This window comes from Natrinema sp. H-ect1, assembly GCF_041821105.1.
Classification (GTDB): Archaea; Halobacteriota; Halobacteria; order Halobacteriales; family Natrialbaceae; genus Natrinema; species Natrinema thermotolerans.
Map to the genome: position 1 here is coordinate 518,447 of NZ_JBGUBA010000001.1, position 25,563 is coordinate 544,009.

A 25,563-nucleotide genomic window follows, 5' to 3' on the forward strand; every position below is an offset into this window, starting at 1 on the left:
GCGCCCTCGAGTAGGGGTAGCCCCCGTCGCGACCGTCGCATCTCGTCCCGCCGAACTCGTCGCCTGCGGACGAGAAAGAGCATAAGGGCCACTGGCCCGTGGCCCTACGAACGTGGGTCGTGGAAACGATACGCGACGGGAGGCCATGTCAAACCAGTACATCACGGCAGCGGACCATCTGCCCGACGAGGAGCGGACGGAAACGACACTCCAGATAACCGATGCGGAGACGAAGCGGATCTTCGAGGCGCGAGTCCGGATCGCAAACGATCCCGACGAACTCACGGATCCACAGCCACTGACCGTCGTCGCCGGGCCACACGAGAGCGTCAGCGAGCAACGGTACGTCGAACTCATCGACGAGATCGACGCGGCGGGGATCAACGAGGACCTCCTGCGCCGGCTCGCGGCGGACCAGGAATCGACCTCGAACATCGTCAACACCCGGTCCGACGATCTCAACGTCATCCTCCGGTATCTCGTCGAATCCGGCCAGTACGACTCGACCGCCGAGGCGCTTCGCGAGATGGCGTTTCAGTATCTCGCGGCGAACCGCCCCGCGTTACTCGACGCCTACGAGACCGTCCGAACCGAGTTCGAGGACGATCCGCTCCGCCGCGCCCGCTCGGAAAACGAGCCATGACGGTGGATTCGTTCCGGGGATTCCTCCGGTGTCTCGACGAGGCGGACGCCCTCGTCTCGTTCGACGAGCCGGTCTCGTGGGACCTCGAGGCGAGCGCGATCACGACGCTCGCCAACCGGTCCGACGGCGACGTCCCGGTGTTCGAGTCGGTCGCGGAGACGGCGGTCGACGCGTCGCTCGTCGGCGATCCGTACCGGGGGCCCCGAAACCGACCGTGGGATCACCTCGCCCGGGCGATCGGGCTGCCGACCGGCCTGTCCGGCGCGGCGTACTACGAGCGGCTCATCGACCGACTCCGATCGCCCCGGGAACCGCGGGTCCTCGAGCGCGACGCGGCGCCCTGCAAGGACGTCGTTCGGACCGGCGACGACGTCGATCTCCTGTCGCTCCCGTGGCCGTACATCCATCGGGGCGATGGCGGGCGGTACTCGAACCTCCACACCGTCGTCGCACCGGACCCGGAGACGCGGTGGGGCCGCTGGTCGAGCCATCGGCTGATGATCCACGACGGGCCGTTCGCCAGCCTGCTGTTTCTGGCGGGAGAACAGGTACCCAACCGGTATTACTACGACTACGAGCCGCGAGAGGAACCGATGCCGGTGGCGGTCGTCATCGGTGCCGAGCCGGTCGTCCAGTCGACGACGGAGATGTGGATCCCGGCGGGGCGGAGCGAAGCCACCTTCGCGGGCGGCATGAAAGACCGACCCGTCGACCTCGTTCCGTGTGAGACGAACGACCTGTCCGTCCCGGCGACGGCGGAGGTCGTCCTCGAGGGCCGTGTCCTCCCGAACGAACGACTCGACGAGGGGCCGTTCGGCGATTACTTCGGATATATGAACGGACCGCGGCGATCGATGCCCGCGTTCGCGATCGACGCGATAACCCGCCGGACGGAGCCGCGGGTCCCGTTTTGCGTCGAAGGGACCGGCGTGGGATACGGGCGAAACTCCGGCAGCACGCTCCAACTCGCCGCGGCCGGCCCGGATGCGACCCTCGGACTGCAGGCCGCCGGCTTCGACGTCGAGTCGGCCGTGCCGTGGCGCTTTACCTCCCGGACCGTCTGGGTTATCTCGACGGATCGTCCCTATCCGGGCTATCTCCATCAACTGGCCAACTTCGTGTTCACGACCTGGGGGATGCTCCACATCGATTTCTTCGTGTTCGTCGACGCCGACGTCGACCCGTTCGACCCGCGGGCCGTACTGACGGCGATCGCGCTGGACGCCGACCCGGACGCGGACTTTCACCAGTTCGGCGTCGAACGGATGCCCAAGGTCCCGCTCAACATCTACCAGACGCCCGAGGAGAAAGGCAGCGCCGACGTGGGGACCTCGAAAGCCAAGACCGCGAAGGCGTACATCGACGCGACCAGTGACGGGGAACGGGCGAACGAGACGGCCGACGACGACCGTCGGAAACGGGCCCAAGAGCGACTCGTCACCGCGGGCATGTCGGCGGCGCGGTTCGACCTGCTCGAGGCGGAGGGGAAGCGGCGATGATCCCGTTCGCACAGTACGTCCAGGGGCTGGCGAGCAACGACGAGTTGCTGACGCTCGAGGGCCCGTTCGAGGTGCCGCCGCCCGTCATCGCGGCGGAGGCACTGCGTGCCAGCGGCCCGGCGATCCGGTACGAACGGACCGACGGCGCCGATCTCACCAGCGGTGCGTTCAGCGGCCCCGACCAACTGCAGCGACGCGAGTCGGCCCCGTGGTCGCGGCTGGCGCTGGGTCTGGGACTGGACCCCGAGGCGTCGTTCGTCGCCGTCCTCGAGACGATCACGCGGCTGGGGCCGGCCGGCGATCGGCCGGAGCCGACCTACGACAGGCGGGCGGCCGCACGCACCATCGACGGGATACGGCAACTGGCCCTGCCGCGCGATGCCGACGACGTCTGGCCCGCCCTGACGCTCGGCGTCGCGTCGGTATCGACGGCGGCGGGGACCCACTGGGCCCCGGTTCACGGTGCCGTTATCGGCGACGACACGCTCCGGGTACGGACGCCCGCGGCGCTGTCGTCGCTGCTCGACGGTGGGACGGTGTCGGTCGCCCTCGGCGTCCCGCCGGCGGCCGTGACGGCGGCCTACCTGCTCGCCGTCAGGGACCGCCTCGAGGTCCCGATCCAGGACTGTGGCGTCGCCGAACGCGTGTCGCTCGTCCCGACGAACGGCGGGCTCGTCCCGAGCGCCACCGAGGTCGTGATCGAGGCGGCGGTCGACGACCGCCATCCCGACTCCCGGTCGGACCGACGCGAAGCGTGGGAGTACGGCACGGAGAGTACGTCGATGGCGCTGTCGGTCGAACGGATACTCGCGACCGAGGACCCGGTACTTCCCTTTTCACCGCTCGAGCGGCCGCTGTCGGACGACCTGCAGCTGACGGGACTGGTGACGGCGGCGACGCTGTACGACCGCATCGACGACTACTGGGGGATCTCGCCCGTCGAGTGGGTGCTGGTGCCGGCGGCGGCCGAACTCGGGATCTGTGTCGTCGCGACGAACGTTCTCTACGCCGGATTCGAGTGGCAACTCGCCAACATTCTCTTTGCGTTCTCGTCGCTGTTCGATACGGTCATCGTCGTCGACGACGATGTCTCGCCGCGGGACCTCGGCCGCGTTCTCGGCGATATCTGGGTCAAAGCACATCCGTCTCGAGACTGGATCTTCAGCGAACCGTCGGCACCGATGGCGGACCGGCCTCGGTATCGCCGGGACGGGGAGACCGGCTCCCGGCTGTACGTGAACGCGGCGTGGGACCCGCGGTGGGACGACGCGTATATCGCGCCGCGAGTCGCGTTCGACCGGTCGTTCCCGGCGTCCGTTCGCGACGACGCTCGACGGTTGTGGGACACGCGTCACGACGGGGCGGCCGACGACGAGAACCGCGACGGCGCGTAGGACGAGGAGGGCGTTTTCAGTCGATAAAAATACATATCTAAACGGATGTGCTGAAAACAGGACCGTTTACGCATGACTGACTCGATGACACTCACCTCGGCGTAACAGTTCCCTCTACGATGTGTCTATTAGCATCGCATAATTTACCGATACTATTATATCGGGAAACGGGATCCGGGGCGGTGTATGGTGTCCAGCCACAACCTCTCGGACTACGAGGCCGAACGGGATCAGTTCTCGTGGGACGAGATCTACGCGGAAGCCGACTGGGACGCACCGACGGACCTGAACATCGCCCACGAGACCGTCGACCGACACGCCGCCGACCGCGAGAAGGTCGCGCTCTATCAGGTCGACACCGACGGCGAACTCACGAAGACGACCTTCTGGGAACTAGCCGACCGCTCGAGCCAGTTCGCGAACGTTCTCGAGGAACTCGGCGTCGAGCGCGGCGACCGCGTGTTCTCGTACATGCCACGGATTCCGGAACACTACGTGGCGATGGTCGGCACGCTGAAACGGGGAGCCGTCTGGGGGAGCGTCAACGAACGCTTCGGGCCGGACGGGATCTCGTACCGGCTCGACGACTGCGACGCGAAGGTCCTCGTGACGACGACCGACAACCGCGAGACGGTCGCGGACGCCCTCGCGGACGCGCCGTCGGTCGACCACGTCATCACCGTCGACCGCGGCGGCGGCGCGCCCGCCGACGACGTCGTGTTCAACACGGCACTCGACGGCGCGAGTACGGACTACGAGGCCGCCGACACCGGCGGCGAGGACGACGCCTTGCTGTACTACACGTCGGGGACGACCGGGCTTGCCAAGGGCGTCCGGCACAAGCAGCGCTGGGTGGCCGGCGTGGCGGCAACCCAGAAATACGCCGTCGACCTCCAGCCCGGCGACCTCTACTGGAGTACCGGTGACCTGGGTTGGCTGACTGGCGTAATCAACACGCTCGGGGCCTGGTACTGGGGCGCGTCGCTGTTCACCTACGAGGGCGAGTTCGATCCGGCGGAGTGGGCCGAACTACTCGACGAGTACCCGATCACCGTCCTGTTCTCGGTGCCGACGGCCTACCGGATGCTCCGTGAAAAAGAGGAGCTACTGGCGGACGTCGACCTCGACTTACGGCACGCGCTCTCGATCGGCGAGCCGCTCAGCGCCGGCGTCGTCGAGTGGGGCGAGGACGAACTCGGCGTCACCATCCTCGACACGTACGGCCAGACGGAGACGGGCAACATGATCATCAACAACTACCCCACGATGGAGTTGCGGCCCGGCTCGATGGGCAAGCCCCTGCCGGGCATCGAGGCCGACATCGTCGACCCCGAGACCGGGGCCGTCCTCGAGCCCGGCGAGACGGGCGAGATCGCCCAGCGGGGGGACTACCCCTGCTTCTTCGCCGAGTACTGGGCCAAACCCGAGAAGACCGCATCGTGTTTCGTCGACGGCCCCGAGGGAGAGTGGTACCTCTCGGGCGACCTCGCACACAAGGACGAGGACGGCTACTTCTGGTTCGAGGGACGGGCCGACGACGTCATCCTCTCCTCGGGCTACCGGATCGGCCCGTTCGAGGTCGAGAGTTCGCTGGGCGAACACGCGGCCGTCGCCGAGGCGGCCGTCGTCCCCAAGCCCCACACGGAGCGGGGCAACATCGTGAAAGCCTACGTCGTGCCAAGCGAGGGGACGACGCCGTCCGAAGACCTCAAAGAGGACATCAGGACCCACGTCCGCGACGAACTCTCGGCCCACGAGTACCCCCGCGAGATCGAGTTCCGCGAGGAACTGCCGAAGACGGTCACGGGGAAGATCCGCCGAACCGAACTGCAAGACGACGCGGAAGAAGAGTCCGAGGCGTCGCCGTAAGCGACCCGCCCTCGAGACGCCTCGATCACGAGCGATCTATCCCACAACATGAATTTCGAATCTACCGACGAACGTGCGATGATTCGGTCGACCGCGGAGGCGGTCGCGGCCGAATACGGACCGGAGTACTGGCGAGAAAAAGAAGCGGACGGCGAGTTCGCACAGGAGTTCTGGGACGAACTCGCGGAGGCCGGGTTCCACGGCCTGTTGGTTCCGGAGGAGTACGGCGGTGCCGGCATGGGCATGCAGGAGATGGGCCTGGCGATGGAGACGCTCTGTGCCGAGGGCTGTGGCATGGCCGGGACCTGGTATCTGGTCCTTACCGCGGGGATGGCCGCCGTCGGCATCCGCGAGAACGGGACCGAGGCCCAGAAGGAGCGGTACTTACCCGATATCGCCGCCGGCGAGCGAAACTTCTCGATCGGCATCACCGAGCCCGAAGCGGGAACGAACACGCTGAACGTCGCCACGCGCGCGGAGAAAGACGGCGACGAGTACGTCCTCAACGGCAACAAGGCGTGGATCACCTTCGCCGACCGGGCGGACAACATGATCCTCGTCACCCGGACGACCCCGCGGGCGGACGTCGACCGTGGCACCGACGGCATCAGCCTGTTCATCGTCGATATGGACGACCCCGGGATCGACGTCTCACCGATTCCCAAACACGGCATCAACTACTCGAAGTCCTGTGAGGTGTTCATCGAGGACGTTCGCGTCCCCGAGGAGAACCTGCTCGGGGCGGAAGACGAGGGCTGGTGGGCGCTGCTCGATATGTTGAACCCCGAGCGCCTCGGCTTCGCCGCGGCCGGGACGGGGATCGGGAAACTGGCCGCCGACACCGCCATCGAGTACGCCACCGACCGCGAGGTGTTCGGTGCCCCGGTCGGTAGCCACCAGGCCGTCTCGTTCCCCATCACCAAGGCCTACGCGCGGATGGAAACGGCCGCGCTCATGCGCGAGAAGGCCGCCTGGCTCTACGATCAGGGCGAGGAGTGTGGCTACGAGACGAACGTCGCGAAGGCGACGGCCGTCGAGGCCGGCATCGAAGCCGTCAAGCAGTCGATGCAGGCGTTCGGGGGCTGGGGCTACGCGAAAGAGTACGACGTCGAGCGCTGGTGGCGCGAGATCAACCTCACGAGACTCGCACCGGTCTCCCAGCAGATGGCCTACAACCACATCGGCCAGGAACTCGGCTTCCCCAAATCCTACTGACCATGTTCGACAAAGTCCTCGTCGCCAATCGCGGCGAAATCGCGGTCCGCGTGATGGCAGCGTGCGAAGAACTCGGTATCGGAACGGTCGCCGTCTACAGCGACGCCGACCGCGACGCCGGCCACGTCGAGTACGCCGACGAGGCGTACAACGTCGGCCCGGCACCGGCCAGCGAGTCGTACCTCGACCAGGAGACGATCGTCGACGTCGCCGAGCGGGCCGGTGCGGACGCGATCCACCCCGGCTACGGCTTCCTCGCGGAGAACGCCGACTTCGCCCGTCGCGTCGAAGCGACCGACGGGATCACGTGGGTCGGCCCGCCGAGCGACGCGATGGAGACGCTCGGCGAAAAGACGAACGCTCGAACCGTCATGCAAGCGGCTGACGTCCCGGTCGTCCCCGGAACGACCGAGCCCGTCGCCGACGCCGACGAAGTGCGATCACTGGGCGAGGAGTACGGCTACCCCATCGCGATCAAGGCCGAAGGCGGCGGTGGCGGCCGCGGCATGAAGATCGTCCGCAGCGAGGCCGAAGTCGATGACGCCCTCGAGAGCGCCCGGCGCGAGGGCGAGGCCTACTTCGACAACGACTCGGTCTACGTCGAGAAGTACCTCGAGTCGCCCAAACACATCGAGGTCCAGGTACTCGCCGATCGGCACAGCAACGTCCGGCACCTCGGCGAGCGCGACTGTTCGCTGCAGCGCCGCCACCAGAAGGTCATCGAGGAGGCCCCCAGTCCAGCGCTCGACGACGACCTGCGCGACGAAATCGGCGAGGCCGCCCGGCAGGGCGTCCGCGAGGCCGGCTACACGAACGCCGGGACGGTCGAGTTCCTCGTTGAAGACGGCGAGTTCTACTTCATGGAGGTGAACACGCGGATCCAGGTCGAACACACCGTCACCGAGGAAGTAACCGGAATCGACATCGTCCGGTGGCAGCTCCGGGTCGCCGCCGGCGAGGAACTCGCGTTCGACCAGGCCGACGTCGAGATCGACGGCCACGCGGTCGAGTACCGCATCAACGCCGAGAACCCGGCCGCCGACTTCGCGCCGACCCCCGGAAAGCTGACGACCTACAGGCCACCGGCGAGCATCGGCGTCCGCCTCGACCACGCGGTCGCGCAGGGCGACGAGATCGGCGGCGACTACGACTCGATGATCGGGAAGCTGATCGTCAGCGGCGACGACCGCGACCACTGTCTCGAGCGCTCGAAACGCGCGCTCGAACACTTCGCCGTCGACGGCGTCCACACGACGATCCCGTTCCACCGGCTGCTGCTCGACGACGAGACCTTCGTCGCCGGCGATCACACGACGACGTATCTCGACCGGGAACTCGAGGACGACGCGCTCGCGGCGGCCGTCGATCGCTGGGGCTCCGCGACGGCGACCGACGGGAACGGGTCCACGGCGACGACGACCGAGGTCACCGTCGAGGTCGACGGCCGACGGTTCGACGTCGTCATCGAGGACGGCGCGTCGCAGGCGACGGCCGAACGTACCGAGACGGGAGCCGCTCCCGGCGGTGGGGCCGCGGGCGGAGACGACGCCGAACTCGCCGCTGCCGGGGCCGTCACCGCCGAAATGCAGGGGACCATCCTCTCGGTCGCCGTCGAGGAAGGCGACGAGGTCGCGGCCGGCGACGTTCTCTGTGTCCTCGAGGCGATGAAAATGGAGAACGACGTGGTCGCCAGCACCGGCGGGACGGTCCGGTCGGTACCGATCTCGGCGGGCGACTCCGTCGACATGGGCGACACCCTCGTGACACTGGAGTGATACCGATGCGAGTCAAAATCACAAGCGACACGACCGACGCGCAGGCGCGGGCGATCGCCGAAGCGATGGCATCGAAGTACCGGGAGGACGTCACCGTCGTCGACGACGGCGGTGCGGAACTCGCCAGTGCGTCCGCCGACGGCGGGACCGACGAACCGGCCGAACCCGAGCCGGAACCGGAACTCGGGCCGACGGCCCGCGAGGAGGCGCTGCTGGCGGAGATCGACGAGATCCTCGCGGGCGGCCCCGAGAAGTACAAAGACCAGCTGCCCGATCAGGGGAAGCTGTTCGTCCGCGACCGGATCGATCTCTGGTTCGGCGACGACTTCCTCTTCGAGGACGGGAAGTTCGCGGCGTTCGACGACTGGCATCCGGACGGTGCAAACACCGACGCGGACGACGACGACCGGCTGCCGGCCGACGGCCTGATCACCGGCGCCGCCGAGTTCGAGGGGCGAGACGTCCACTTCATGGCCAACGACTACACGGTCAAACGCGGGAGCATGGCCGCGAAGGGCGTCGAGAAGTTCCTCCGGATGCAACAACGGGCCCTGAAGACCGGGAAGCCGGTGTTGTACCTGATGGACTCCTCAGGCGGACGGATCGACCAGCAGACCGGCTTCTTCGCCAACCGCGAGGGCATCGGGAAGTACTACTACAACCACTCGATGCTCTCGGGTCGGGTGCCACAGATCTGCGTCCTCTATGGCCCCTGTATCGCCGGCGCGGCCTACACCCCCGTCTTCGCGGACTTCACGGTCATGGTCCGGGACGTGAGCGCGATGGCCATCGCCAGCCCGCGCATGGTCGAGATGGTCACCGGCGAGCAGATCGATCTCCAGGAACTGGGCGGGCCGGACGTCCACGCCGCCCACTCCGGGAGCGCGGACCTCATCGCCGACGACGAGGAACACGCCCGGAAACTGGTCGCGAAACTCATCGGCTATCTCCCGAACAACAGCGACGAGACCCCGCCCCGAACGGACGGGCAGGCACCCGCCGCCTCGCCCGAGGGGATCGACGCCGTCGTCCCCCAGGAACCCAACAAGGGCTACGACATGTTCGACGTCATCGACCGGATCGTCGACGCGGGATCGACGCTCGAGTTACGTTCGGAGTACGGGCCGGAGATCATCACCGCCTTCGCCCGGATCGACGGCCGGCCGATCGGGATCGTCGCCAACCAGCCCGCACACCGGGCTGGCGCGATCTTCCCCGATGCCGCCGAGAAGGCCGCCGAGTTCATCTGGACCTGTGACGCCTACGATATCCCCTTGCTCTACCTCTGTGACACGCCCGGCTTCATGGCCGGCTCACAGGTCGAGAAAGACGGGATCTTGGAACAGGGCAAGAAGATGATCTACGCCACCTCCTCGGCGACGGTGCCGAAACAGTCGGTGGTCGTCCGCAAGGCCTACGGCGCGGGCATCTACGCGATGTCCGGCCCCGCCTACGATCCCGAGAGCGTCATCGGGCTTCCCTCCGGCGAGATCGCGATCATGGGCCCCGAGGCGGCGATCAACGCCGTCTACGCCCGCAAGCTCGCCGAAATCGACGACGAGGACGAACGCGAACGGATGGAGCGGGAACTCCGCGAGGAGTACCGCGAGGACATCGACGTCCACCGGATGGCCAGCGAGGTCGTCGTCGACGAGATCGTCCCGCCGAGCGACTTGCGGGAGGAACTCGAGGCCCGCTTTGCCTTCTACGAGACCGTCGAGAAGGACCTGCCCGATAAGAAACACGGCACCGTCCTCTGATTACCCTTCGAACGTTTCACAACCACCAATGACAGGACGCTACTACGAGGAGTTCGAGGTCGGCGAGACCATCGAACACGAGAAGCGACGGACGATCAGCGAACGCGACAACCAGCAGTTCTGCGATATGACGATGAACCAGCAGCCGCTGCATCTCGACGCCGAGTTCGCTGCGGAAACGCAGTTCGACGGGCGGCTGGTCAACGGGCTCTACACGATGAGTCTGGCCGTCGGACTCACGATCCCCGACACCACCGACGGCACGATCGTCGCGAACCTCTCCTACGACAACGTCGAGCATCCGAACCCGGTCTATCACGGCGATACGATCCGGGTCCAGTCGACGGTCACCGACAAGCACGAGACCAGCGACGGCGAGCGCGGCATCGTCACCATGCACGTCGAAGCGTTCAAAGTGAACGATCCGGAGGAGCCGCTGGTCTGTGAGTTCGACCGGACCGCGCTCTCGCTGAAACGCGAACACGCCGACTGACATCCCCCTCGGCGTGAACGCCGGGAAGACATCAGTCGGCGACGCCGACGATCCAGCGCCACCGCTGTTCGACGGTGCCCTCGAGGTCCGCGAGCAACTCGCGGGCCCGCGCGACGCGCTCCTCGGCGGCGAGTTTCGGGTAGAGCCGCGCCGCCATGGCCGGAATCGCGTGGAAGCGCCGCACGTCCGCTGCCGTCGTCGCGAACCGCCACGTCCCCGTCGTGACCGTGAACTCCTCGGCGAGCGCAGCCTCGACCGCGTCGGCACCCGTCGGCGATCGCGACTCCCGCTCGAGGGCCGCAAAGACGTCCCGTCCGTCGGCGTCGACCCAGCCAAGCGGCGCGACGGCACCGACGACCCCACCTGGCCGCAGGACGCGGGCGGCTTCCCGCGTCGCGACCGCGGGATCCGGGACCAGAAAGAGCGAGGCGGTAAACGCGACGGCGTCGAACGAGCCCGCGGCGAAGGGCAGGTGATCGAAATCGGCTTCGACCCGCGGCGCGCCCTCGAGTTCGCGCAGCATCTCGCGGCTGATATCCAGCGCGACTGTTCGCCGCGCCCGCTCGGCGAAGACGCGCGTACTCACGCCCGTACCGGCACCGGCGTCGAGGGCGGCGTCGACGGGGCCGTCCGCTCGAGCCGACAGCTCGGCGGCCAACAGCTTCGCGAGTGCAGTGAACCGACCGGTGCGTTGCTCGTAGGCGTCGTACGCGGAGACGCTCTCGTCGAAGTTCGTCCGGACGGCGGCCTTCATCACGTCCAATGGCCGGTGGGAAACACCTATTCCTATCGGTCGAGGGCTCACTCCACCTGCTCGGCACGCTCGAGGATGCGTTCGGCCTGTGCGATAAGCGGCGCATCGATCATCTCGCCGTCGACTTCGAACACGCCCGCGTCCGTCCGGTCCCGGGCGTCGAGAACGCGTTCCGCCCACTCGACGTCGTCGTCGCTCGGCGTGAAGGCGTCGTTGATGACCGGGACCTGCGCGGGATGGATCGCGATCTTCCCGTCGTACCCGAGCCGCGCGGCAAAGGCCGTTTCGTCACGAAGTCCGTCCGTATCCGTAAAGTCCGTATAGACGGTATCGATAGCGTCGACGCCGGCGGCGCTGGCCGCGAGAACTGTCCGCTCTCGAGCGTACAACACCTCCGTTCCCTCGCTCGTCCGCGTCGCGCCGATATCCGCCGCGAGGTCCTCGGCACCGAACAAGAGTGCGTCGGTCGCGGCGGCCGTGGCGATCTCGTCGGCCCGGAGGACGCCCGCGGCGGACTCGATCAGCGACAGGACCGGGAGATCGGCATCGTATTCGTCGAAGAGGCGCTCGACCGTTCGGACGTCGGCTGCTGACTCCGTTTTCGGGAGCATCACGCTGTCCGGACGCGGTCCCTCGAGGATCGCCTCGAGATCGGTCGCGGCCGATGTACCGACCGGATTCACGCGAACGCAGCGTTCGGGCTCGGCCGCGCCGTCGGCGAGGACGTCGCGAACGGCCTCGCGTGCGGCCGCCTTGTCGGCCGGTGCGACCGCGTCCTCGAGGTCGAAGACGACGACATCCGCCTCGCTCGTGGCCGCTTTCCGCATGATCTCGGGTTCGTCTCCCGGGGCGAACAGAACGCTTCGGCGAACCATACATACTGTTGGTAGTTCTCCCGATTAAGCGGTGTGGTTCGGCATCCCAAGAAAAGCGGTATCGTACCGATCGCCGTCCGCTCGGTCGACCGGTCGCGAGCGAGCCCCGACTCGTCAGTTGTGGATCTGTACCAATTGGACACACCGGATCTCGTTCCGCGGTTCTTATACGCGACCCGACCAAAACCCGGACATGTACGATCTCACGGGCTTTCAGCGTGACCTGCTGTACGTGATCGCCGGACAGGACGAGCCGCACGGACTCGCGATCAAGGACGAACTCGAGACCTACTACGAGAAGGAGATCCACCACGGGCGACTCTATCCGAATCTCGACGACGTCGTCGAGAAGGGTCTCGTCGAGAAGGGCGAACTCGACCAGCGGACGAACTACTACACGATCACGGCGCGCGGGCGGCGCGAACTCGAGGCGCGTCGGGAGTGGGAAGATCAGTACGTCGAGGAACTGCTCTCGGAGTCGGAGTGAGAACGGCCGCTATCGCCGCATCGATATCCGGACCCAGCTCCCGGCCATCTCTCCGGACGACGGGTGCAGCGGGAACTACGCCTCGTCAAGTACTTGCCCCCACAGTCCGGGCAGCTCGTCGATGCGTTGCCAGCCGGCCGCCTCGTCGACGTCGTCGGCGACGACGGTGATCTCGTCGAAGTACTCCTCGAGGACCGCGCCCCGCTCCATCGCCAGCGGCGGCGTACAGTAGTCCTCCTCGATCCACACCGCCTCGCCGGTCGTCGGATCGAAGCGTGCGTTCTCGAGGGCCGTCGTCATCGCACGGCCGAACGGGTCCAACTGCTCGATATCGCCGTCGTCGAGCCGGTCGCGTAACTCGGGGAGTCGCTCGCGCTTCGGCCGGGCGCGCACGAATCGGTGTGCCATGTGTTTACGGATGGGTTTATCGGCGATAAACCCCGAGATCGATCCGGTGGGTTGACCGGCGAAAGCGAGACCGTGCCGGTACCGGCGCGAGTACTCTCATCGGTTCGTGTCGCTGTTCGGCCCGATACTGACACGACGATTATACAACCGCCTGCGCTGTCATTTCCGGGGCGACGGGAAGCAGTGGCAGTCAGTGGAGTTCGGGATCGTGCGGGACGTTTCGACCGAGAAATTCGCGAAGGGAGTCGACGTCCGCGGTCGACGAGAGGGTCCGAAGCGCTCGAGTCGCGTCCGCGTGTTGGGCCCGTGCGTACCGACGCAGTTGCCGGTCGTCACGGACTCGGGGGCCGGGACGGGACGACACCGTGTCGGTTGCAACGTCGTCTCGGATGCGCCGTTCGACACTGCCGCCGCGTCCAACCGTTTCGAAGCGACCTCGCTGCCGGTCGTCGACAGCCGCAAGCGTCGCGCCGATATCGGCCGCACCGCGACCGAGCGCACCCGCCGTTCCGTCGACGAACGACCGGTACGCCGCCGGCGTCGGCTGTGACTCGAAATCCGCGTCGGCGAGCGTTTCGACGAGTCGCTCCGAAACGGTTGCGAGGCGCTCGATGCACGCCCCTCCCGCCGTTCCCTCGAGCGATCCGAGCATCGAATACGCTGCCGTCTGGAGGTAGTCGGCGGCCAGTAACGCCGCGTTCGACTCCCACGCCACTGCTTCGGTTCCCGGCGTGTCGAGCCTGGCTAGCAACCGTTCCCGAAGGAGCGAGTAGCCCCGGAACAGCTCCATCGCGGTCGCAGCCCGGAGTATCGACGGCGAGTCCGGCGCGTCCGTGACCGAGTTCGCGACGAGCGCGACGAGCTGTCCGTACCACCGATCGTCCCGGTCGACGACGGCCGTCCGCGCCGGCAGCAGGTAGTCGCCACGCGCGGTTTCGAGCGTCCCCTCGAGTCGCTCGTCGATCGCGTCCCGACGTTCGCCGAGCGAGAGTTCACGAGTCATCGACGGTCGGTCTCCGACCGGGTCGCGGTCATCGCGGGAACACCGACGTCCGTTTCGGCCGGCACCGTCGCCGACGTCACGAACCCGTCCCGCGTTCGATGCCTACTGTACGAACTCTCGGCTACTGCATCGGTATCCATGTCGTTCCGTGTTCCTGACTATTAACCAGTTAGTCAAAAGCGTTCGGGAACGGTATCGACTCGAGAGGGGCGTTCCGGAGCCGAGATCCGACAGACTCACGTGGGGGAGTCGGAACGACCCGCGACGGGCTAACGAGCAGGTCACAACTGTTATCCGCCGCCCGACCGACACTCGAACAATGGCAAAGTCGCCAACTGAGCCGGTCTCCGACCCGAACGAGGAGATCATGCGTGCGACCTATCGCGCGCTTCGCGAACACGGATACGCCGACCTCACGATCCAACGGATCGCCGACGAGTACGGGAAGTCGACGGCCGCGATCCACTACCACTACGACACCAAAGAGGACCTGCTCGCGGCGTTTCTGGATTACGTCCTCGATCGGTTCAAGGACACCGTCCACGAGGTCGAAACGACGGATCCGGAACGGCGACTCGACAAACTGCTCGACAAACTGCTCGTCGAGCCCGAAGATCACCAGGACTTACTCGTCGCGATCCTGGAGATGCGGAGTCAGGCACCGTACAAGGACCGGTTCAGCGACCGGTTTCGGCAGAACGACGAGTACGTGCGGTACCTGCTTCGCACGGTGATCGACCAGGGGATTCAGGACGGCGTCTTCGTCGACGTCGACACCGAACACGTCGCACGCGCGCTCATGACGATCGTCGACGGGGCCCGAACTCGAGCGGTCGTCCTGGACGAAGACTGTGCGCTTACAACGGCGAGACGGACCGCCGACGAGTACGTAACGAGCGTTCTTCTGGAAGACTGAGCGCGTCGATCGGTATCTGTGCCCTCAGCGATCCTCGGGCGTCGACTCTCGATCGGCGTTCTCGACCGCTCTCGTACACCAGTGACAGAACTCGAGGTCCGGATCGAGTTCGTTTCCGCAGTGGGGACAGTCAGTCGTTTCCGTCTCGGACGACGGTGACGGGGTCGTCCTCGTCTGCTGTGTGTACGCGAGCAGGTACGCGTCGACGGTACTGAGTCCCACGACGAGAAGCATCGGTGCGACGGCAAGCAGTGTCTCCGTGGTTCCGTTCCCGGCCAGCAACGCGTCGATCGCTGCCGGATCGACGAACGCGGCGGACACGCCGAACGAAACGACGATCCAGCCAAGCGCACGGCGCAGCCGACGGAGGTACAGGTGCCCGAGCCCGGTGGCGAGCGCCGCGAGCAGTGCTGCGAGCCACGGTCGCTTCTGGGATATCGACTTGGGCATACACTTACTAACCGGTTAGTATCGCATAAGTCTTCGTTTCTCACACACCGTCGGCCCTTCTCGGACGAGTGATCAGGGACCGTTCGGAACGGGCCCTCAACGAGCCGTGAGGCCGACGCCGTCGGCCAGTAGTTCGTGCGAACGGAGCGCGACGTCGTGATCGGGGACGACGTGCTGGATCATCACCTCGTCGACGCCGACGCGATCGGCGAGTTGCTCTAGGAGGCCTGCAACCGTATCCGGACTCCCGGAGATCGCACGCGGCCACTCGTCGGCATCGAGCGTCGCAGGCGTCGGCTGTGGGACGCCGCCGAGTTCGTCGATGGCGTCCTCGATCGACGGTCTCGTCCCGATTTCGCCGCGTTGCATCCGCTTGTACGTCGCCTCGGCGACCGCTCGGATCCGCGCCGCCGCTTGGTCCGTTTCGGCACAGACCGCGTTCACCGCGAGCATCCCCTGTGGCTCGTCGAGTCCGTCGGCCAACCGCGACGCCTGGAAGTGATCGCGGTAGGCCTCGAACGAACGCGTGGCGAGTTGCGGCCGAATGAACGCCGCGAAACAGTATCGCAAGCCGAGTTCACCGGCGATCGCCGCGCTGGACGGACTCGAGCCGAGGACCCATGGAACCGGCTCGGCGTCGCCCGAGCGCGGTATCTCGAGGTCCGCGTAGGCGTGTCCCTCGGGATAGTCGTCGTAGAGGTGATCGACGACGGCCTTGATCTTCTCGGTGTGGTCCTCGTCGGGGTTCTGCACGCGTCGCTCCGTGCCGAGGGCGCGGTCGGCGGCCGGCGAGCCGTTCGCCCGCCCGAGACCCGCGTCGATACGGCCCGGCGCGAGCGCATCCAGCGCGCCGAACTGTTCGGCGACCTTGAACGGGCTGTAGTGGTTGAGCAGGACCGCTCCGGAACCGAGGCGGATCGCGTCGGTTTCCGCGGCGAGATGGCCGAGCAAGACTTCGGGTGCGGTGCCCGCGATCCTGGTCGCCATGCCGTGGTGTTCGGCGACCCAGAACCGTGAGTAACCGAGCCGCTCGGCCTGTCGGGCGGCCTCGACGGTGTTCGCGTAGGCGTCGGTCGCGGTACCGTCGTCTGGGACCGGAGAGAGGTCTACGGCGGAGAGTTCCATACCGATCCTCGGAGACTGTGAGACATAACGGTTCGGTTAGCAGTACGTCTGTACGCGACCGGATGCCACCGCACCACCGCCCCGCTGTACCGTCGTCGGAGCCGGTTCGTATCGGTGCCCAGTTCACGTCCGCCCGGTCGGACCCGTTCGCAGACATCGCTCGGGAACGGCACCCCTCCGGCGTCTGCACGGACCGGAACCCACCTGCCGGAACTGCCGTCTGTAGTCGTCGTATCGGCCGCTCGAGGCGATCGCTCGCAACTATCACGTGGAGAAAGTATATCAGTCGCAGTCCCCTCGGGTCGGATACTGAACGGAGTTTTATGAGTGAGAATACGAACGGCGGCGATCCTCCCGAAGACGCCTCGGAGCCCGCTCCGACCGACGAGCGACCCGAGGAGCCCGCCGAGCGTCAGGGAGATCGATCGTCGCCCGAGGACGAGAGCGGCCGTCGTGACAGCGCCGACGATCCGATCGACGGGGTCGACCCGTCGTCCGACGAGGACGACGACCTCGAGACGGTCGAGGACCTCGGCAGTACGGTCGAGGTCGATCCCGGCGTCGAGGTCGACGAGGAGATCGCCGAAGACGACCTTCTCGGTGGACTGAAGATCGATTCGACCGAGGACATCGAGGTCCCGGATCGGCTCGTCGATCAGGTCATCGGCCAGGACGAAGCACGCGATATCATCATCAAGGCGGCCAAGCAGCGCCGCCACGTCATGATGATCGGCTCGCCAGGGACCGGCAAATCGATGCTGGCCAAGGCGATGAGTCAACTGCTGCCCAAGGAAGACCTCCAAGACGTTCTGGTCTATCCCAACCCCGACGACGAAAACGAGCCGAAAGTTCGGACCGTTCCCGCCGGCAAGGGCGATCAGATCGTCGACGCTCACAAGGAGGAAGCCAGCAAGCGAAACCGGATGCGATCGATCCTGATGTGGGTCGTCATCGCAGTGATCCTCGCCTATACGATTCTGTCGGGATCCTCGCTCCTGCTTGGCCTCCTCGCGGCGGGCGTCATCTGGTTTATCTTCCGGACGCTGGGCCAGGGCTCGGACGCGATGGTACCGAACCTGCTGGTCAACAACGGCGATCAGCGCGTCGCGCCCTTCGAGGACGCGACGGGTGCCCACGCCGGCGCCTTGCTGGGCGACGTCCGCCACGACCCCTTCCAGTCCGGCGGCATGGGAACGCCGAGCCACGAGCGGGTCGAACCTGGCTCGATCCATCAGTCCAACAAGGGCGTGCTGTTCCTCGACGAGATCAACACGCTCGATATTCAGACCCAGCAGAAGCTGATGACGGCGATCCAGGAGGGCGAGTTCTCGATCACGGGCCAGTCCGAGCGCTCCTCGGGCGCGATGGTCCAGACCGAGGCCGTCCCCTGTGACTTCATCATGGTCGCCGCGGGCAACCTCGACGCCATGGAGAACATGCACCCCGCGCTGCGCAACCGGATCAAGGGGTACGGGTACGAGGTCTACATGGACGACACCATCGAGGACACCCCCGAAATGCGGCGCAAGTACGCCCGCTTCATCGCTCAGGAGGTCGAACGCGACGGGCGTCTCCCCCACTTCACCGACGACGCCGTCGAGGAACTCATCCTCGAGGCCAAGCGTCGCTCGGGTCGTAAGAACCACCTCACGCTGCACTTCCGAACCCTTGGTGGACTCGTCCGTGTCGCGGGTGACATCGCCCGCGCCGAGGACCGAGAACACACGACTCGAGACGACGTACTCCGGGCCAAGGACCGCTCGCGCTCGATCGAGCAACAGCTCGCCGACGACTACATCGAGCGCCGCAAGGACTACGAACTGCAGGTCACCAAGGACGGCGTGGCGGGCCGGGTCAACGGTCTCGCCGTCATGGGCGAGGACTCGGGCATCATGCTCCCGGTCATGGCCGAGATCGCCCCCGCACAGGGCGGTGGACAGGTCATCGCCACCGGGAAGCTGCAGGAGATGGCCGAGGAGTCGGTCCAGAACGTCTCCGCGATCATCAAGAAGTTCTCCGACGTCGACCTCTCGGAGAAGGACATCCACATCCAGTTCGTTCAGGCCGGCGAAGGTGGTGTGGACGGCGACTCCGCCTCGATCACCGTGGCGACCGCCGTCATCTCCGCGCTCGAGGACATCCCGGTCGATCAGTCGGTCGCGATGACCGGCTCGCTGTCGGTCCGCGGCGACGTGTTGCCGGTCGGTGGGGTCACCCACAAGATCGAGGCCGCCGCCAAGGCCGGCTGTACCAAGGTCATCATTCCCGAAGCGAACGAACAGGACGTGATGATCGAAGACGAGTACGAGGACATGATCGAGATCATTCCCTGCTCGAACATCAGCGAAGTTCTCGATGTCGCCCTGATGGGCGAACCCAAGAAGGACTCGCTGGTCGCCCGGCTCAGGTCGATCACCGGCACCGCGTTCGAACAGGAGGCGGTCGGCTCCGCCAGCGGTTCGAGTCCGAGCCCGCAGTAACCGACCGGTAACGGCGCTCGGCCGACGAAACCGCCGTCGCTTCTCAGTTTTGCCGTCCGCGTCTTCGATTCGAGTGGGGGCCGACAGTGCTTTCGATCCGATTCGCCGCGGTGTCGATACGCATCGGAACCGCCGACCGGACTGCCGATGGGACACCACACGCTCGGCGAGAGACCGATCGACGGCGTTGGATTCGGCTGCGAGGGCCTCGAGAACAGGTTACCGCAGGGTGTCGGCGACTGCATCGGAACGGAAACCGGCCCCTCCGTTTACACCCATACGTATGTAACCAAAAGCGACGCTATCGCTAACCGAAACATCCGCCGGCATACTTATAAAGATTACTAATCGGTTAGTTACTGGCGACACAGCTGTAGACCGGCGGCCGTCGCTGGTATCGTCGCTACCCCAACGTGGGAAACTGACACCGCAGAGAGTGATCGAACGGCGTTGCGAGAGAGGAACGGATCCGTCGTCACGGAGCAGTCTCCCGTCCGCTTCTGTAACGCACGCTCGAGGCGGCGACATCGCTCCATCATCGAGTGATAATCGATAATTGAACAGTTAGTTATCGGAGACAGCGCACCGTCGGCAGGACAGTCGTCATCGACGTGGACCGGGATAACCGCTTTACCGACGCAGAAACGCACTCTCGGTCGGGTCACGTCTCGGGTCAGTAACTGATCGGTAACTAACTGAGACGTTCGACTGCGAAACGCGACGCAGACCCAGCGCGACGGGGGGACCGTCGTCCGTGACCCGGTCCCAGTTCGTCCGACAGTCCGTTCTCGGGGCGATTCACTCCGCCTCGAGGAGGCACTCGCGGACGTATCGTTCGAACGCACTCCGTCCGTCCTCGAGGATGTCGTCGTCGCTGGTCACGCGCTGGGTCATCGTTCCGACGAACACGAGCTGAAACAGTGCCGCCGTCTCCTGTGGATCGACGTCCCGAAAGACGCCCTGTTCGATGCCCGACCGAATCGTGTGGGCGACGTGTTTGCGGACGAACTGATCGCTACGCGTGAAGTGTTCCCGGTAGCCCTCGTCGTGGGCCGCCTGCGCACGCAACTCGACGAGTGCCCGGGTGAAGTCGGTCCCCATCTCGGCGACACCGAGATCGAACGTTTGTTCAACGATTTCCGCGATGTGGTCGTCGGCCCCGCCCGCGCGATACGTCGGGATCTGTCCCTCGAGCTGGTCCAGCATGAACGACAGGAAATCGAGCAGGAGGTCGTCCTTGCTGTCGTAGTGGTGATACAGCAACGACTTGCTCTTCGAGAACTCGTCCCCGATCCGCTGGATCGTCAGTTCGTTGTAGCCGTGTTCACAGAGCGCGACGTAGGTCGCCCTCATAATGGCGTCTCGCGTGTCGTCTGTTTCCTCGAGAAACGGCGGAAACTGCGTCATAGCGGTCGCGTTCCCCCCGACTCAACGAGCGGCTGACAGTCGCCCCGCTCCGGTGGTTCGACTCGAATCCCGGCGTCGCCCGCCGTCCGATCCGCTGCCGTAACAGCCTCCATCTGAGTACGACGTACCGCTGCAACGTATAAAAATTGATTGAATGGTCAACTGCAGACGCTGCCGATTCGGTCCGAGTCTCGTGTGACGGTCGGTAGCAGGACCGATCTAGAGGGAGAAAGTAGATAAGTGCTGACTGAATATTCAGTTAGTACATGACCGAAGAATCGAGGCGGGCTCCCGAGACCGGGTGGCCGACGGCCGTCGTCGGAGCGTTCTCCCGTCCGGAACGGAGAGCAGTATCGAGACGGTCGCGAACCGCGTCGGAGACACCGGCACGCGTTCGTGTCCCGACGAAACAACTGTCGGACCGGCCGACGTGGACCCGCCGCCCGATCGCGGCCGCGAGTCCGGTGGGTCGCGGTCGGTCCCGATCGGGATCGCGTCGTCCTGACGCCGCGACGGTTCGCGGAGGGAGGAACGGCACATGAGTTGGATCGACCGGATCGCCGACGGCGTCACGGAACACAGTCGGGTCGTAATCGCCGTCATGCTCGTTCTCACGGTCGTCGCGGGCTCCGGGGCCGGCATGATCGAGCAGTCCTCGTCGCTCGATCAGTTCCAGAGCGACACCGAAGAAGCACAGAAACTCGAGTACGTCGAGCAGAACTTCTCGACCGGGCAGGAGAACACGTCGGCGGCACAGGTGATCGTCAGGGGTGACAACGTTCTCTCCCAGGAGTCGATGGTCGAGACGCTCCGACTCCAACAATCGTTCCGCGAGAACGAGACGGTCTCCGGGACGCTCGTCGACGACCGGCCGACGGTCGGCGCGGCGAACCTCGTCGCGATCTCGTCGCTTACCGCCGACCAGCAGCGCGAACTCGAGGCGACGGCCGCGGAGTTCGAGGAACTGAACGCGACCGTCCAGGCGGAACGCACCGCCGTGGCAGAACGGAGCGCGGCGCTGAACGCGACACGGGTGGAGCTTCGCGGGGCGCTCGAGACGCTTCGGGCCGATCCGTCGGCGTCGCCGCGTGAACAGTTCGCAGCGGTCGACGAGAACTCGTCGGTCGACCTGAACGAGACGCAGTACGCGACGTTCAACGAATCGGCACAGCGCCTTCGTGCCGCCGAGAACGAGTCACGGATCGACGCGGCGTACCGCCTCGGGACACAGGGCGTCCTCGAAGACGAGTACGCGGCCCTCGACCGGCGCAGTGCGGCCCTCGAGTCACAGAGCGAGCGACTCCAGTCGCTCGGCGCTGAACTGTCGGCCGAGCAAGCCGCCCTCGAGAACGCAACCTCACCGACGCTGCCCGAACAGATCGATGCGCTCGAGTCGATGAACGCCACCGAGTACGAGCGCGCCCTCGGTGCCGTCCTGAGCGAGGATTCGTCCGGTCGGACGAGCGGTCTGGCCTTCATGCCGACGAGCTACGACGCCGGATCGACGAGCGCGAACGCGACGATGCTGCTGGTCACCCACCAGACCGAGGGTGATGGCGGCCAGGGCGGAATGGCCTCCGACGCGCTCGTCGACGCGCAACTGGCCATGCAGTCCATCGCCACCGACGCGTTCGAATCCGACGGTGCCGACGTCATCGTCTTCGGCGGCGGCATCATGGGCGAGGAGATCGACAATTCGATGGGCGACAGCCTCGCGATCGTCGGGCCGCTCGCGCTGCTGTTCGTCGTCGTTGCCTTGATCGTCGCGTACCGCGATCTTCTCGATATCCTCCTCGGCCTGTTCGGCATCGCCGCCGTCTTGCTCTGGACGTTCGGCTTCATGGGCTGGACCGGAATCGACTTCAACCAGATGTTCATCGCGGTCCCGGTCCTGCTGATCGGGCTCTCGATCGACTACGCGATCCATATCTTCATGCGCCACCGCGAACAGCGGCAGGCGGGCGGCGCGTACGGTGCCGACGACACGCGCGGCTCGATGGGGACCGCGCTGGCCGGCGTCGGCATCGCGCTCGTGTTGGTGACCGCGACGACGGCGATCGGCTTCCTCTCGAACCTCACGAGTCCGGTGCCACCGATTCAGGACTTCGGCATCGTCAGCGCCGTCGGGATCACGGTCGCCCTGCTCGTGTTCGGCGTCCTGATTCCGGCGCTCAAGATCGAACTCGACGAGTTCCTCGAGAGCCGCGGCTTCGATCGGAAAAAGCGCGCGTTCGGGACCGGTGGCGGGCGGTTCAGCCAGCTCCTGTCGACCGGCTCGACGGCGGCACGTCGGATCCCGATCGTCGTCATCCTGCTCGCGCTTCTCGTGAGCGCTGGCGGTGCCTACGGCGCGACGCAGGTCGATACCAGCTTCAGTCAGGAGGACTTCATCGCGGAGGACCCACCGGCGTGGACGGACGACCTCCCCGAGCCGTTCAGGCCCGGCGACTACTCGATGAAGGAGAACCTCGAGTTCGTCAACGAGAACTTCGTTCGGGAGGATTCACAGGCACAGATTCTCGTGGAGGGAAACGTTACTGATCCGGCGACGATACAGCGGCTCGAGGCGGCCGAACGCGAGGCCGCCAACAGCTCCGTCGCCGCCACCCTCTCGAGCGGCGAGGCCGACGTCCGAAGTCCGATCGGGACGATGCAGCAGGTCGCACGCGAGAACGAATCGTTCAACGCGACGCTCACCGCGGCGGATACCGACGGTGACCGCGTCCCCGACCGGAACCTCGAGCAGGTGTACGACGACCTGTTCGCGGTCGCCCCCGACGAAGCGAGCGGCGTCCTCCACCGGACCGCGGACGGTGACTACGAGGCCGCCCGACTGGTTATCTCGACGAGCGGCACCGCGGCCATGAGCGACGTCACGACCGAGATGCGATCCATCGCGGACGGGATCGACGGGAACGGGCTCGAGGCCACCGCGACCGGGCAGACGATCCTGTTCGACATCATCCAGGACCAACTCATGGACACGGTCATCGAGAGCCTGCTGATCACCCTCGTGGCCGTCTTCGCCTTCCTGATGATCGCCTACCGGCTCACGAAAGGCAGTGCGACCCTCGGTGCGGTGACGCTGTTGCCGGTCGTGTTCAGCGTCTCGTGGATTCTCGGGACGATGTACCTGCTCGAGATCCCGTTCAACGTCATGACGGGGATGATCACGAGCCTCACGGTCGGGCTCGGCGTCGCCTACAGCATCCACATGAGCGAGCGCTACAGCCTCGAGTTGGAGCGGACCGGCTCCGTCTGGGAGGCGATGTCCCGGACGGTCACCGGCACTGGCGGCGCGTTGCTCGGCAGCGCCGCGACGACCGTCGGTGGCTTCGGCGTCCTCGCGTTCGCCATCCTCCCGCCGCTCCAGCAGTTCGGGATCATCACGGGGCTGACGATCGTCTACGCGTTCCTCGCGAGCGTCCTCGTCCTCCCGAGCCTGCTCGTGGTCTGGACGCGGTATCTCGGGCCGGACGTTTCGTTCGACGCGCCGAACAGTTCGCCCGCACCCACGGCCAGCGACGGCGGGCAGCCAGCGGATCAGCCGGACCGAACTGAGGAGTAACTCGGTCCCGGTCCGCCGTTCGATCCTCGCTCGAGCGACGTGGAACACGGACCGGACCGATTCCGTTCTACCTGTTTGCTACTCAGGCGATCAAAAAGAATCGCGGGGCGCCGTCCCAGTTTCGGCGCTACTCGTTTTCCGGGTTGCTCGGGTGGTACTCGGTGTCGTACTCCCCCGGGCTGTCGTCGACGCGGTCGGGGTTGAGTCGGCCCGACAGCAGCATGAAGTCGACCAGCGTCAGCGCGAGCATCGCCTCGACGACGGGGACCCCACGCGGCGGGAGGACGGGATCGTGGCGGCCGATGACCTGCTCCTCTTTTATTTCGCCGGTCTCCCAGTCGGCGGTCTGCTGGGACTTCGGGATCGAGGTCGGCGCGTGCAGCGTCACCTCGCCGTAGATCGGTTCGCCGCTCGAGATGCCGCCCTGAATCCCACCGTGGTCGTTCTCGACTGGGACCGGGTCGCCGTCCTCGCCGAACTCCCAATCGTCGTTGCGCTCCTTACCGGTCCACTCGCGGGCCTCGCGGCCGAGCCCGAACTCGAAGGCCGTCGTGGCGGGCACCGCCATCATTGCCTGGCCGAGTCGCGCGGACAGCGAGTCGAACCGCGGCGCACCCAGCCCGACGGGAACGCCCTGTGCCTCGAAGTAGATGCTGCCGCCGATGGAATCGCCTTCCTCCTGATACTCTTCGATCCGCTCTTGCATCCGCTCGGCGGTCTCGGGGTGGGCACAGCGGACGTCGTTTTCCTCCGAGTGTTCCTTGATCTGATCGAAGCTCACTTCGGGCGCTTCGATGTCGTCGATCTGGTTGACGTGTGCCTTGAGTTCGATCCCCTCACGCTCGAGGAGTTTCTTCGCGATTGCGCCCGCAGCGACCCAGTTGACCGTTTCGCGGGCCGACGAGCGACCGCCGCCGCCCCAGTTGCGCGTCCCGAACTTGGCCGAGTAGGTGAAGTCGCCATGAGAGGGACGGGGCGCGGTGATGAAGGGTTCGTACTTGCCCGAGCGGGCGTCCTTGTTCTGGATGACCAGCCCGATCGGCGTCCCCGTGGTGTAGCCGTCCTGAATTCCCGATTTGATCGAGACATCGTCGGGCTCGCCCCGAGATGTCGTGATCATCGACTGACCCGGCTTTCGCCGGTCGAGGTCCGCCTGAATGTCCTCCTCGGAAAGCTCGAGGCCGGCGGGACAGCCCGAGACGGTACAGCCCATCGCTTCCCCGTGGCTCTCGCCGAACGTGGTCACCTGAAAGAGGCGACCGAAGCGGTTGCCGTTCATTACCACGTCCTCGGGGACCGGGCCACTTAGCCCTGCAGGGTTCGGCCACGGCCGGCGGGCCGCCGCTGCCCGGGCAGTCGGCGACAGCTTGCGGAAGTCGAAGCCGTTCCGTTTCGGACCGGCCTCGTGTATGAAAGCGTCCGGACACGTACCCGAAAGCACG

General features: G+C 66.0%; 20 protein-coding genes. 12 read left to right on the plus strand and 8 right to left on the minus strand.

The window, feature by feature from the left end; genetic code table 11:
- The first annotated feature begins 145 nt into the window (after window positions 1–145).
- The 8 genes from ACERIM_RS02690 (at window position 146) to ACERIM_RS02725 (ending at window position 10,648) form a co-directional block, all read left to right on the plus strand.
- Complete coding sequence (locus ACERIM_RS02690) at window positions 146–643, plus strand: hypothetical protein (protein ID WP_006181107.1); 498 nt, start codon at window positions 146–148, stop codon at window positions 641–643.
- Window positions 640–2,142 (plus strand): UbiD family decarboxylase, encoded by a 1,503-nt coding sequence (locus ACERIM_RS02695; RefSeq protein ID WP_373631108.1) that lies wholly within the window; start codon window positions 640–642, stop codon window positions 2,140–2,142. The genes ACERIM_RS02690 and ACERIM_RS02695 overlap by 4 nt, the downstream gene beginning before the upstream one ends.
- Window positions 2,139–3,536 (plus strand): prenyl carboxy-lyase, encoded by a 1,398-nt coding sequence (locus ACERIM_RS02700; protein ID WP_373631110.1) that lies wholly within the window; start codon window positions 2,139–2,141, stop codon window positions 3,534–3,536. The genes ACERIM_RS02695 and ACERIM_RS02700 overlap by 4 nt, the downstream gene beginning before the upstream one ends.
- A gap of 186 nt (window positions 3,537–3,722) precedes the next feature.
- Window positions 3,723–5,405 carry an acyl-CoA synthetase gene (locus ACERIM_RS02705; protein ID WP_373631111.1) on the plus strand — a complete coding sequence of 561 codons (1,683 nt, stop codon included), beginning with the start codon at window positions 3,723–3,725 and terminating at the stop codon, window positions 5,403–5,405.
- A 48-nt stretch (window positions 5,406–5,453) separates the two neighbouring features.
- Complete coding sequence (locus tag ACERIM_RS02710; protein ID WP_373631112.1) at window positions 5,454–6,620, plus strand: acyl-CoA dehydrogenase family protein; 1,167 nt, start codon at window positions 5,454–5,456, stop codon at window positions 6,618–6,620.
- Between the two features lie 2 nt (window positions 6,621–6,622).
- Window positions 6,623–8,395 carry an acetyl-CoA carboxylase biotin carboxylase subunit gene (locus ACERIM_RS02715; RefSeq protein WP_373631115.1) on the plus strand — a complete coding sequence of 591 codons (1,773 nt, stop codon included), beginning with the start codon at window positions 6,623–6,625 and terminating at the stop codon, window positions 8,393–8,395.
- Window positions 8,396–8,400: 5 nt separating this feature from the next.
- Window positions 8,401–10,155 (plus strand): acyl-CoA carboxylase subunit beta, encoded by a 1,755-nt coding sequence (locus tag ACERIM_RS02720; RefSeq protein ID WP_373631116.1) that lies wholly within the window; start codon window positions 8,401–8,403, stop codon window positions 10,153–10,155.
- Window positions 10,156–10,183: 28 nt separating this feature from the next.
- Window positions 10,184–10,648 (plus strand): MaoC family dehydratase, encoded by a 465-nt coding sequence (locus ACERIM_RS02725; protein ID WP_006649306.1) that lies wholly within the window; start codon window positions 10,184–10,186, stop codon window positions 10,646–10,648.
- Between the two features lie 31 nt (window positions 10,649–10,679).
- Here ACERIM_RS02725 and ACERIM_RS02730 read toward each other — a convergent pair whose 3' ends face one another.
- Complete coding sequence (locus ACERIM_RS02730) at window positions 10,680–11,402, minus strand: class I SAM-dependent methyltransferase (RefSeq protein ID WP_373631117.1); 723 nt, start codon at window positions 11,400–11,402, stop codon at window positions 10,680–10,682.
- Between the two features lie 47 nt (window positions 11,403–11,449).
- Window positions 11,450–12,277 carry a CoA ester lyase gene (locus ACERIM_RS02735; protein ID WP_006649308.1) on the minus strand — a complete coding sequence of 276 codons (828 nt, stop codon included), beginning with the start codon at window positions 12,275–12,277 and terminating at the stop codon, window positions 11,450–11,452.
- A 193-nt stretch (window positions 12,278–12,470) separates the two neighbouring features.
- On the opposite strand from ACERIM_RS02735, the gene ACERIM_RS02740 reads away from it, so the two are divergent.
- Window positions 12,471–12,764 (plus strand): PadR family transcriptional regulator, encoded by a 294-nt coding sequence (locus ACERIM_RS02740; RefSeq protein ID WP_006181117.1) that lies wholly within the window; start codon window positions 12,471–12,473, stop codon window positions 12,762–12,764.
- Between the two features lie 75 nt (window positions 12,765–12,839).
- Here ACERIM_RS02740 and ACERIM_RS02745 read toward each other — a convergent pair whose 3' ends face one another.
- Window positions 12,840–13,172, minus strand: a complete 333-nt coding sequence (locus tag ACERIM_RS02745; protein ID WP_006181118.1) for a hypothetical protein — start codon at window positions 13,170–13,172, stop codon at window positions 12,840–12,842.
- Between the two features lie 190 nt (window positions 13,173–13,362).
- Window positions 13,363–14,175 carry a polyprenyl synthetase gene (locus tag ACERIM_RS02750; RefSeq protein WP_373631120.1) on the minus strand — a complete coding sequence of 271 codons (813 nt, stop codon included), beginning with the start codon at window positions 14,173–14,175 and terminating at the stop codon, window positions 13,363–13,365.
- A 319-nt stretch (window positions 14,176–14,494) separates the two neighbouring features.
- Between ACERIM_RS02750 and ACERIM_RS02755 the strand changes: the two genes are divergently transcribed.
- Window positions 14,495–15,091 (plus strand): TetR/AcrR family transcriptional regulator, encoded by a 597-nt coding sequence (locus ACERIM_RS02755; protein ID WP_006649310.1) that lies wholly within the window; start codon window positions 14,495–14,497, stop codon window positions 15,089–15,091.
- Between the two features lie 24 nt (window positions 15,092–15,115).
- Here ACERIM_RS02755 and ACERIM_RS02760 read toward each other — a convergent pair whose 3' ends face one another.
- Entirely contained in the window at window positions 15,116–15,541 is a 426-nt protein-coding gene (locus tag ACERIM_RS02760) for a zinc ribbon domain-containing protein (protein ID WP_373631121.1), read from the minus strand.
- A gap of 96 nt (window positions 15,542–15,637) precedes the next feature.
- Window positions 15,638–16,666 carry an LLM class flavin-dependent oxidoreductase gene (locus tag ACERIM_RS02765; protein WP_373631122.1) on the minus strand — a complete coding sequence of 343 codons (1,029 nt, stop codon included), beginning with the start codon at window positions 16,664–16,666 and terminating at the stop codon, window positions 15,638–15,640.
- 323 nt (window positions 16,667–16,989) lie between these two features.
- Between ACERIM_RS02765 and lonB the strand changes: the two genes are divergently transcribed.
- Window positions 16,990–19,146: an ATP-dependent protease LonB gene (gene lonB / locus ACERIM_RS02770; protein WP_373631123.1), complete on the plus strand. Its 2,157-nt coding sequence runs from the start codon at window positions 16,990–16,992 to the stop codon at window positions 19,144–19,146.
- Window positions 19,147–19,944: 798 nt separating this feature from the next.
- Here lonB and ACERIM_RS02775 read toward each other — a convergent pair.
- Window positions 19,945–20,553 carry a TetR/AcrR family transcriptional regulator gene (locus tag ACERIM_RS02775; protein WP_006649313.1) on the minus strand — a complete coding sequence of 203 codons (609 nt, stop codon included), beginning with the start codon at window positions 20,551–20,553 and terminating at the stop codon, window positions 19,945–19,947.
- A 538-nt stretch (window positions 20,554–21,091) separates the two neighbouring features.
- Here ACERIM_RS02775 and ACERIM_RS02780 point away from each other — a divergent pair.
- The gene (locus ACERIM_RS02780) at window positions 21,092–24,121 is read left to right on the plus strand and encodes an MMPL family transporter (protein WP_373631125.1); all 3,030 of its coding nucleotides are present in this window, start codon (window positions 21,092–21,094) and stop codon (window positions 24,119–24,121) included.
- A gap of 127 nt (window positions 24,122–24,248) precedes the next feature.
- Here ACERIM_RS02780 and aroC read toward each other — a convergent pair whose 3' ends face one another.
- Window positions 24,249–25,400 (minus strand): chorismate synthase, encoded by a 1,152-nt coding sequence (gene aroC / locus ACERIM_RS02785; RefSeq protein WP_373631126.1) that lies wholly within the window; start codon window positions 25,398–25,400, stop codon window positions 24,249–24,251.
- Window positions 25,401–25,563: the final 163 nt, after the last annotated feature.

What these genes read in the sequence shown, in the direction of transcription:
- ACERIM_RS02690 (WP_006181107.1), top strand. Translation starts at nt 146, where the DNA reads ATGTCAAACCAGTACATCACGGCAGCGGACCATCTGCCCGACGAGGAG.
- ACERIM_RS02695 (WP_373631108.1), top strand. Translation starts at nt 640, where the DNA reads ATGACGGTGGATTCGTTCCGGGGATTCCTCCGGTGTCTCGACGAGGCG.
- ACERIM_RS02700 (WP_373631110.1), top strand. Translation starts at nt 2,139, where the DNA reads ATGATCCCGTTCGCACAGTACGTCCAGGGGCTGGCGAGCAACGACGAG.
- ACERIM_RS02705 (WP_373631111.1), top strand. Translation starts at nt 3,723, where the DNA reads ATGGTGTCCAGCCACAACCTCTCGGACTACGAGGCCGAACGGGATCAG.
- ACERIM_RS02710 (WP_373631112.1), top strand. Translation starts at nt 5,454, where the DNA reads ATGAATTTCGAATCTACCGACGAACGTGCGATGATTCGGTCGACCGCG.
- ACERIM_RS02715 (WP_373631115.1), top strand. Translation starts at nt 6,623, where the DNA reads ATGTTCGACAAAGTCCTCGTCGCCAATCGCGGCGAAATCGCGGTCCGC.
- ACERIM_RS02720 (WP_373631116.1), top strand. Translation starts at nt 8,401, where the DNA reads ATGCGAGTCAAAATCACAAGCGACACGACCGACGCGCAGGCGCGGGCG.
- ACERIM_RS02725 (WP_006649306.1), top strand. Translation starts at nt 10,184, where the DNA reads ATGACAGGACGCTACTACGAGGAGTTCGAGGTCGGCGAGACCATCGAA.
- ACERIM_RS02730 (WP_373631117.1), bottom strand. Translation starts at nt 11,402, where the DNA reads ATGAAGGCCGCCGTCCGGACGAACTTCGACGAGAGCGTCTCCGCGTAC.
- ACERIM_RS02735 (WP_006649308.1), bottom strand. Translation starts at nt 12,277, where the DNA reads ATGGTTCGCCGAAGCGTTCTGTTCGCCCCGGGAGACGAACCCGAGATC.
- ACERIM_RS02740 (WP_006181117.1), top strand. Translation starts at nt 12,471, where the DNA reads ATGTACGATCTCACGGGCTTTCAGCGTGACCTGCTGTACGTGATCGCC.
- ACERIM_RS02745 (WP_006181118.1), bottom strand. Translation starts at nt 13,172, where the DNA reads ATGGCACACCGATTCGTGCGCGCCCGGCCGAAGCGCGAGCGACTCCCC.
- ACERIM_RS02750 (WP_373631120.1), bottom strand. Translation starts at nt 14,175, where the DNA reads ATGACTCGTGAACTCTCGCTCGGCGAACGTCGGGACGCGATCGACGAG.
- ACERIM_RS02755 (WP_006649310.1), top strand. Translation starts at nt 14,495, where the DNA reads ATGGCAAAGTCGCCAACTGAGCCGGTCTCCGACCCGAACGAGGAGATC.
- ACERIM_RS02760 (WP_373631121.1), bottom strand. Translation starts at nt 15,541, where the DNA reads ATGCCCAAGTCGATATCCCAGAAGCGACCGTGGCTCGCAGCACTGCTC.
- ACERIM_RS02765 (WP_373631122.1), bottom strand. Translation starts at nt 16,666, where the DNA reads ATGGAACTCTCCGCCGTAGACCTCTCTCCGGTCCCAGACGACGGTACC.
- lonB (WP_373631123.1), top strand. Translation starts at nt 16,990, where the DNA reads ATGAGTGAGAATACGAACGGCGGCGATCCTCCCGAAGACGCCTCGGAG.
- ACERIM_RS02775 (WP_006649313.1), bottom strand. Translation starts at nt 20,553, where the DNA reads ATGACGCAGTTTCCGCCGTTTCTCGAGGAAACAGACGACACGCGAGAC.
- ACERIM_RS02780 (WP_373631125.1), top strand. Translation starts at nt 21,092, where the DNA reads ATGAGTTGGATCGACCGGATCGCCGACGGCGTCACGGAACACAGTCGG.
- aroC (WP_373631126.1), bottom strand. Translation starts at nt 25,400, where the DNA reads ATGAACGGCAACCGCTTCGGTCGCCTCTTTCAGGTGACCACGTTCGGC.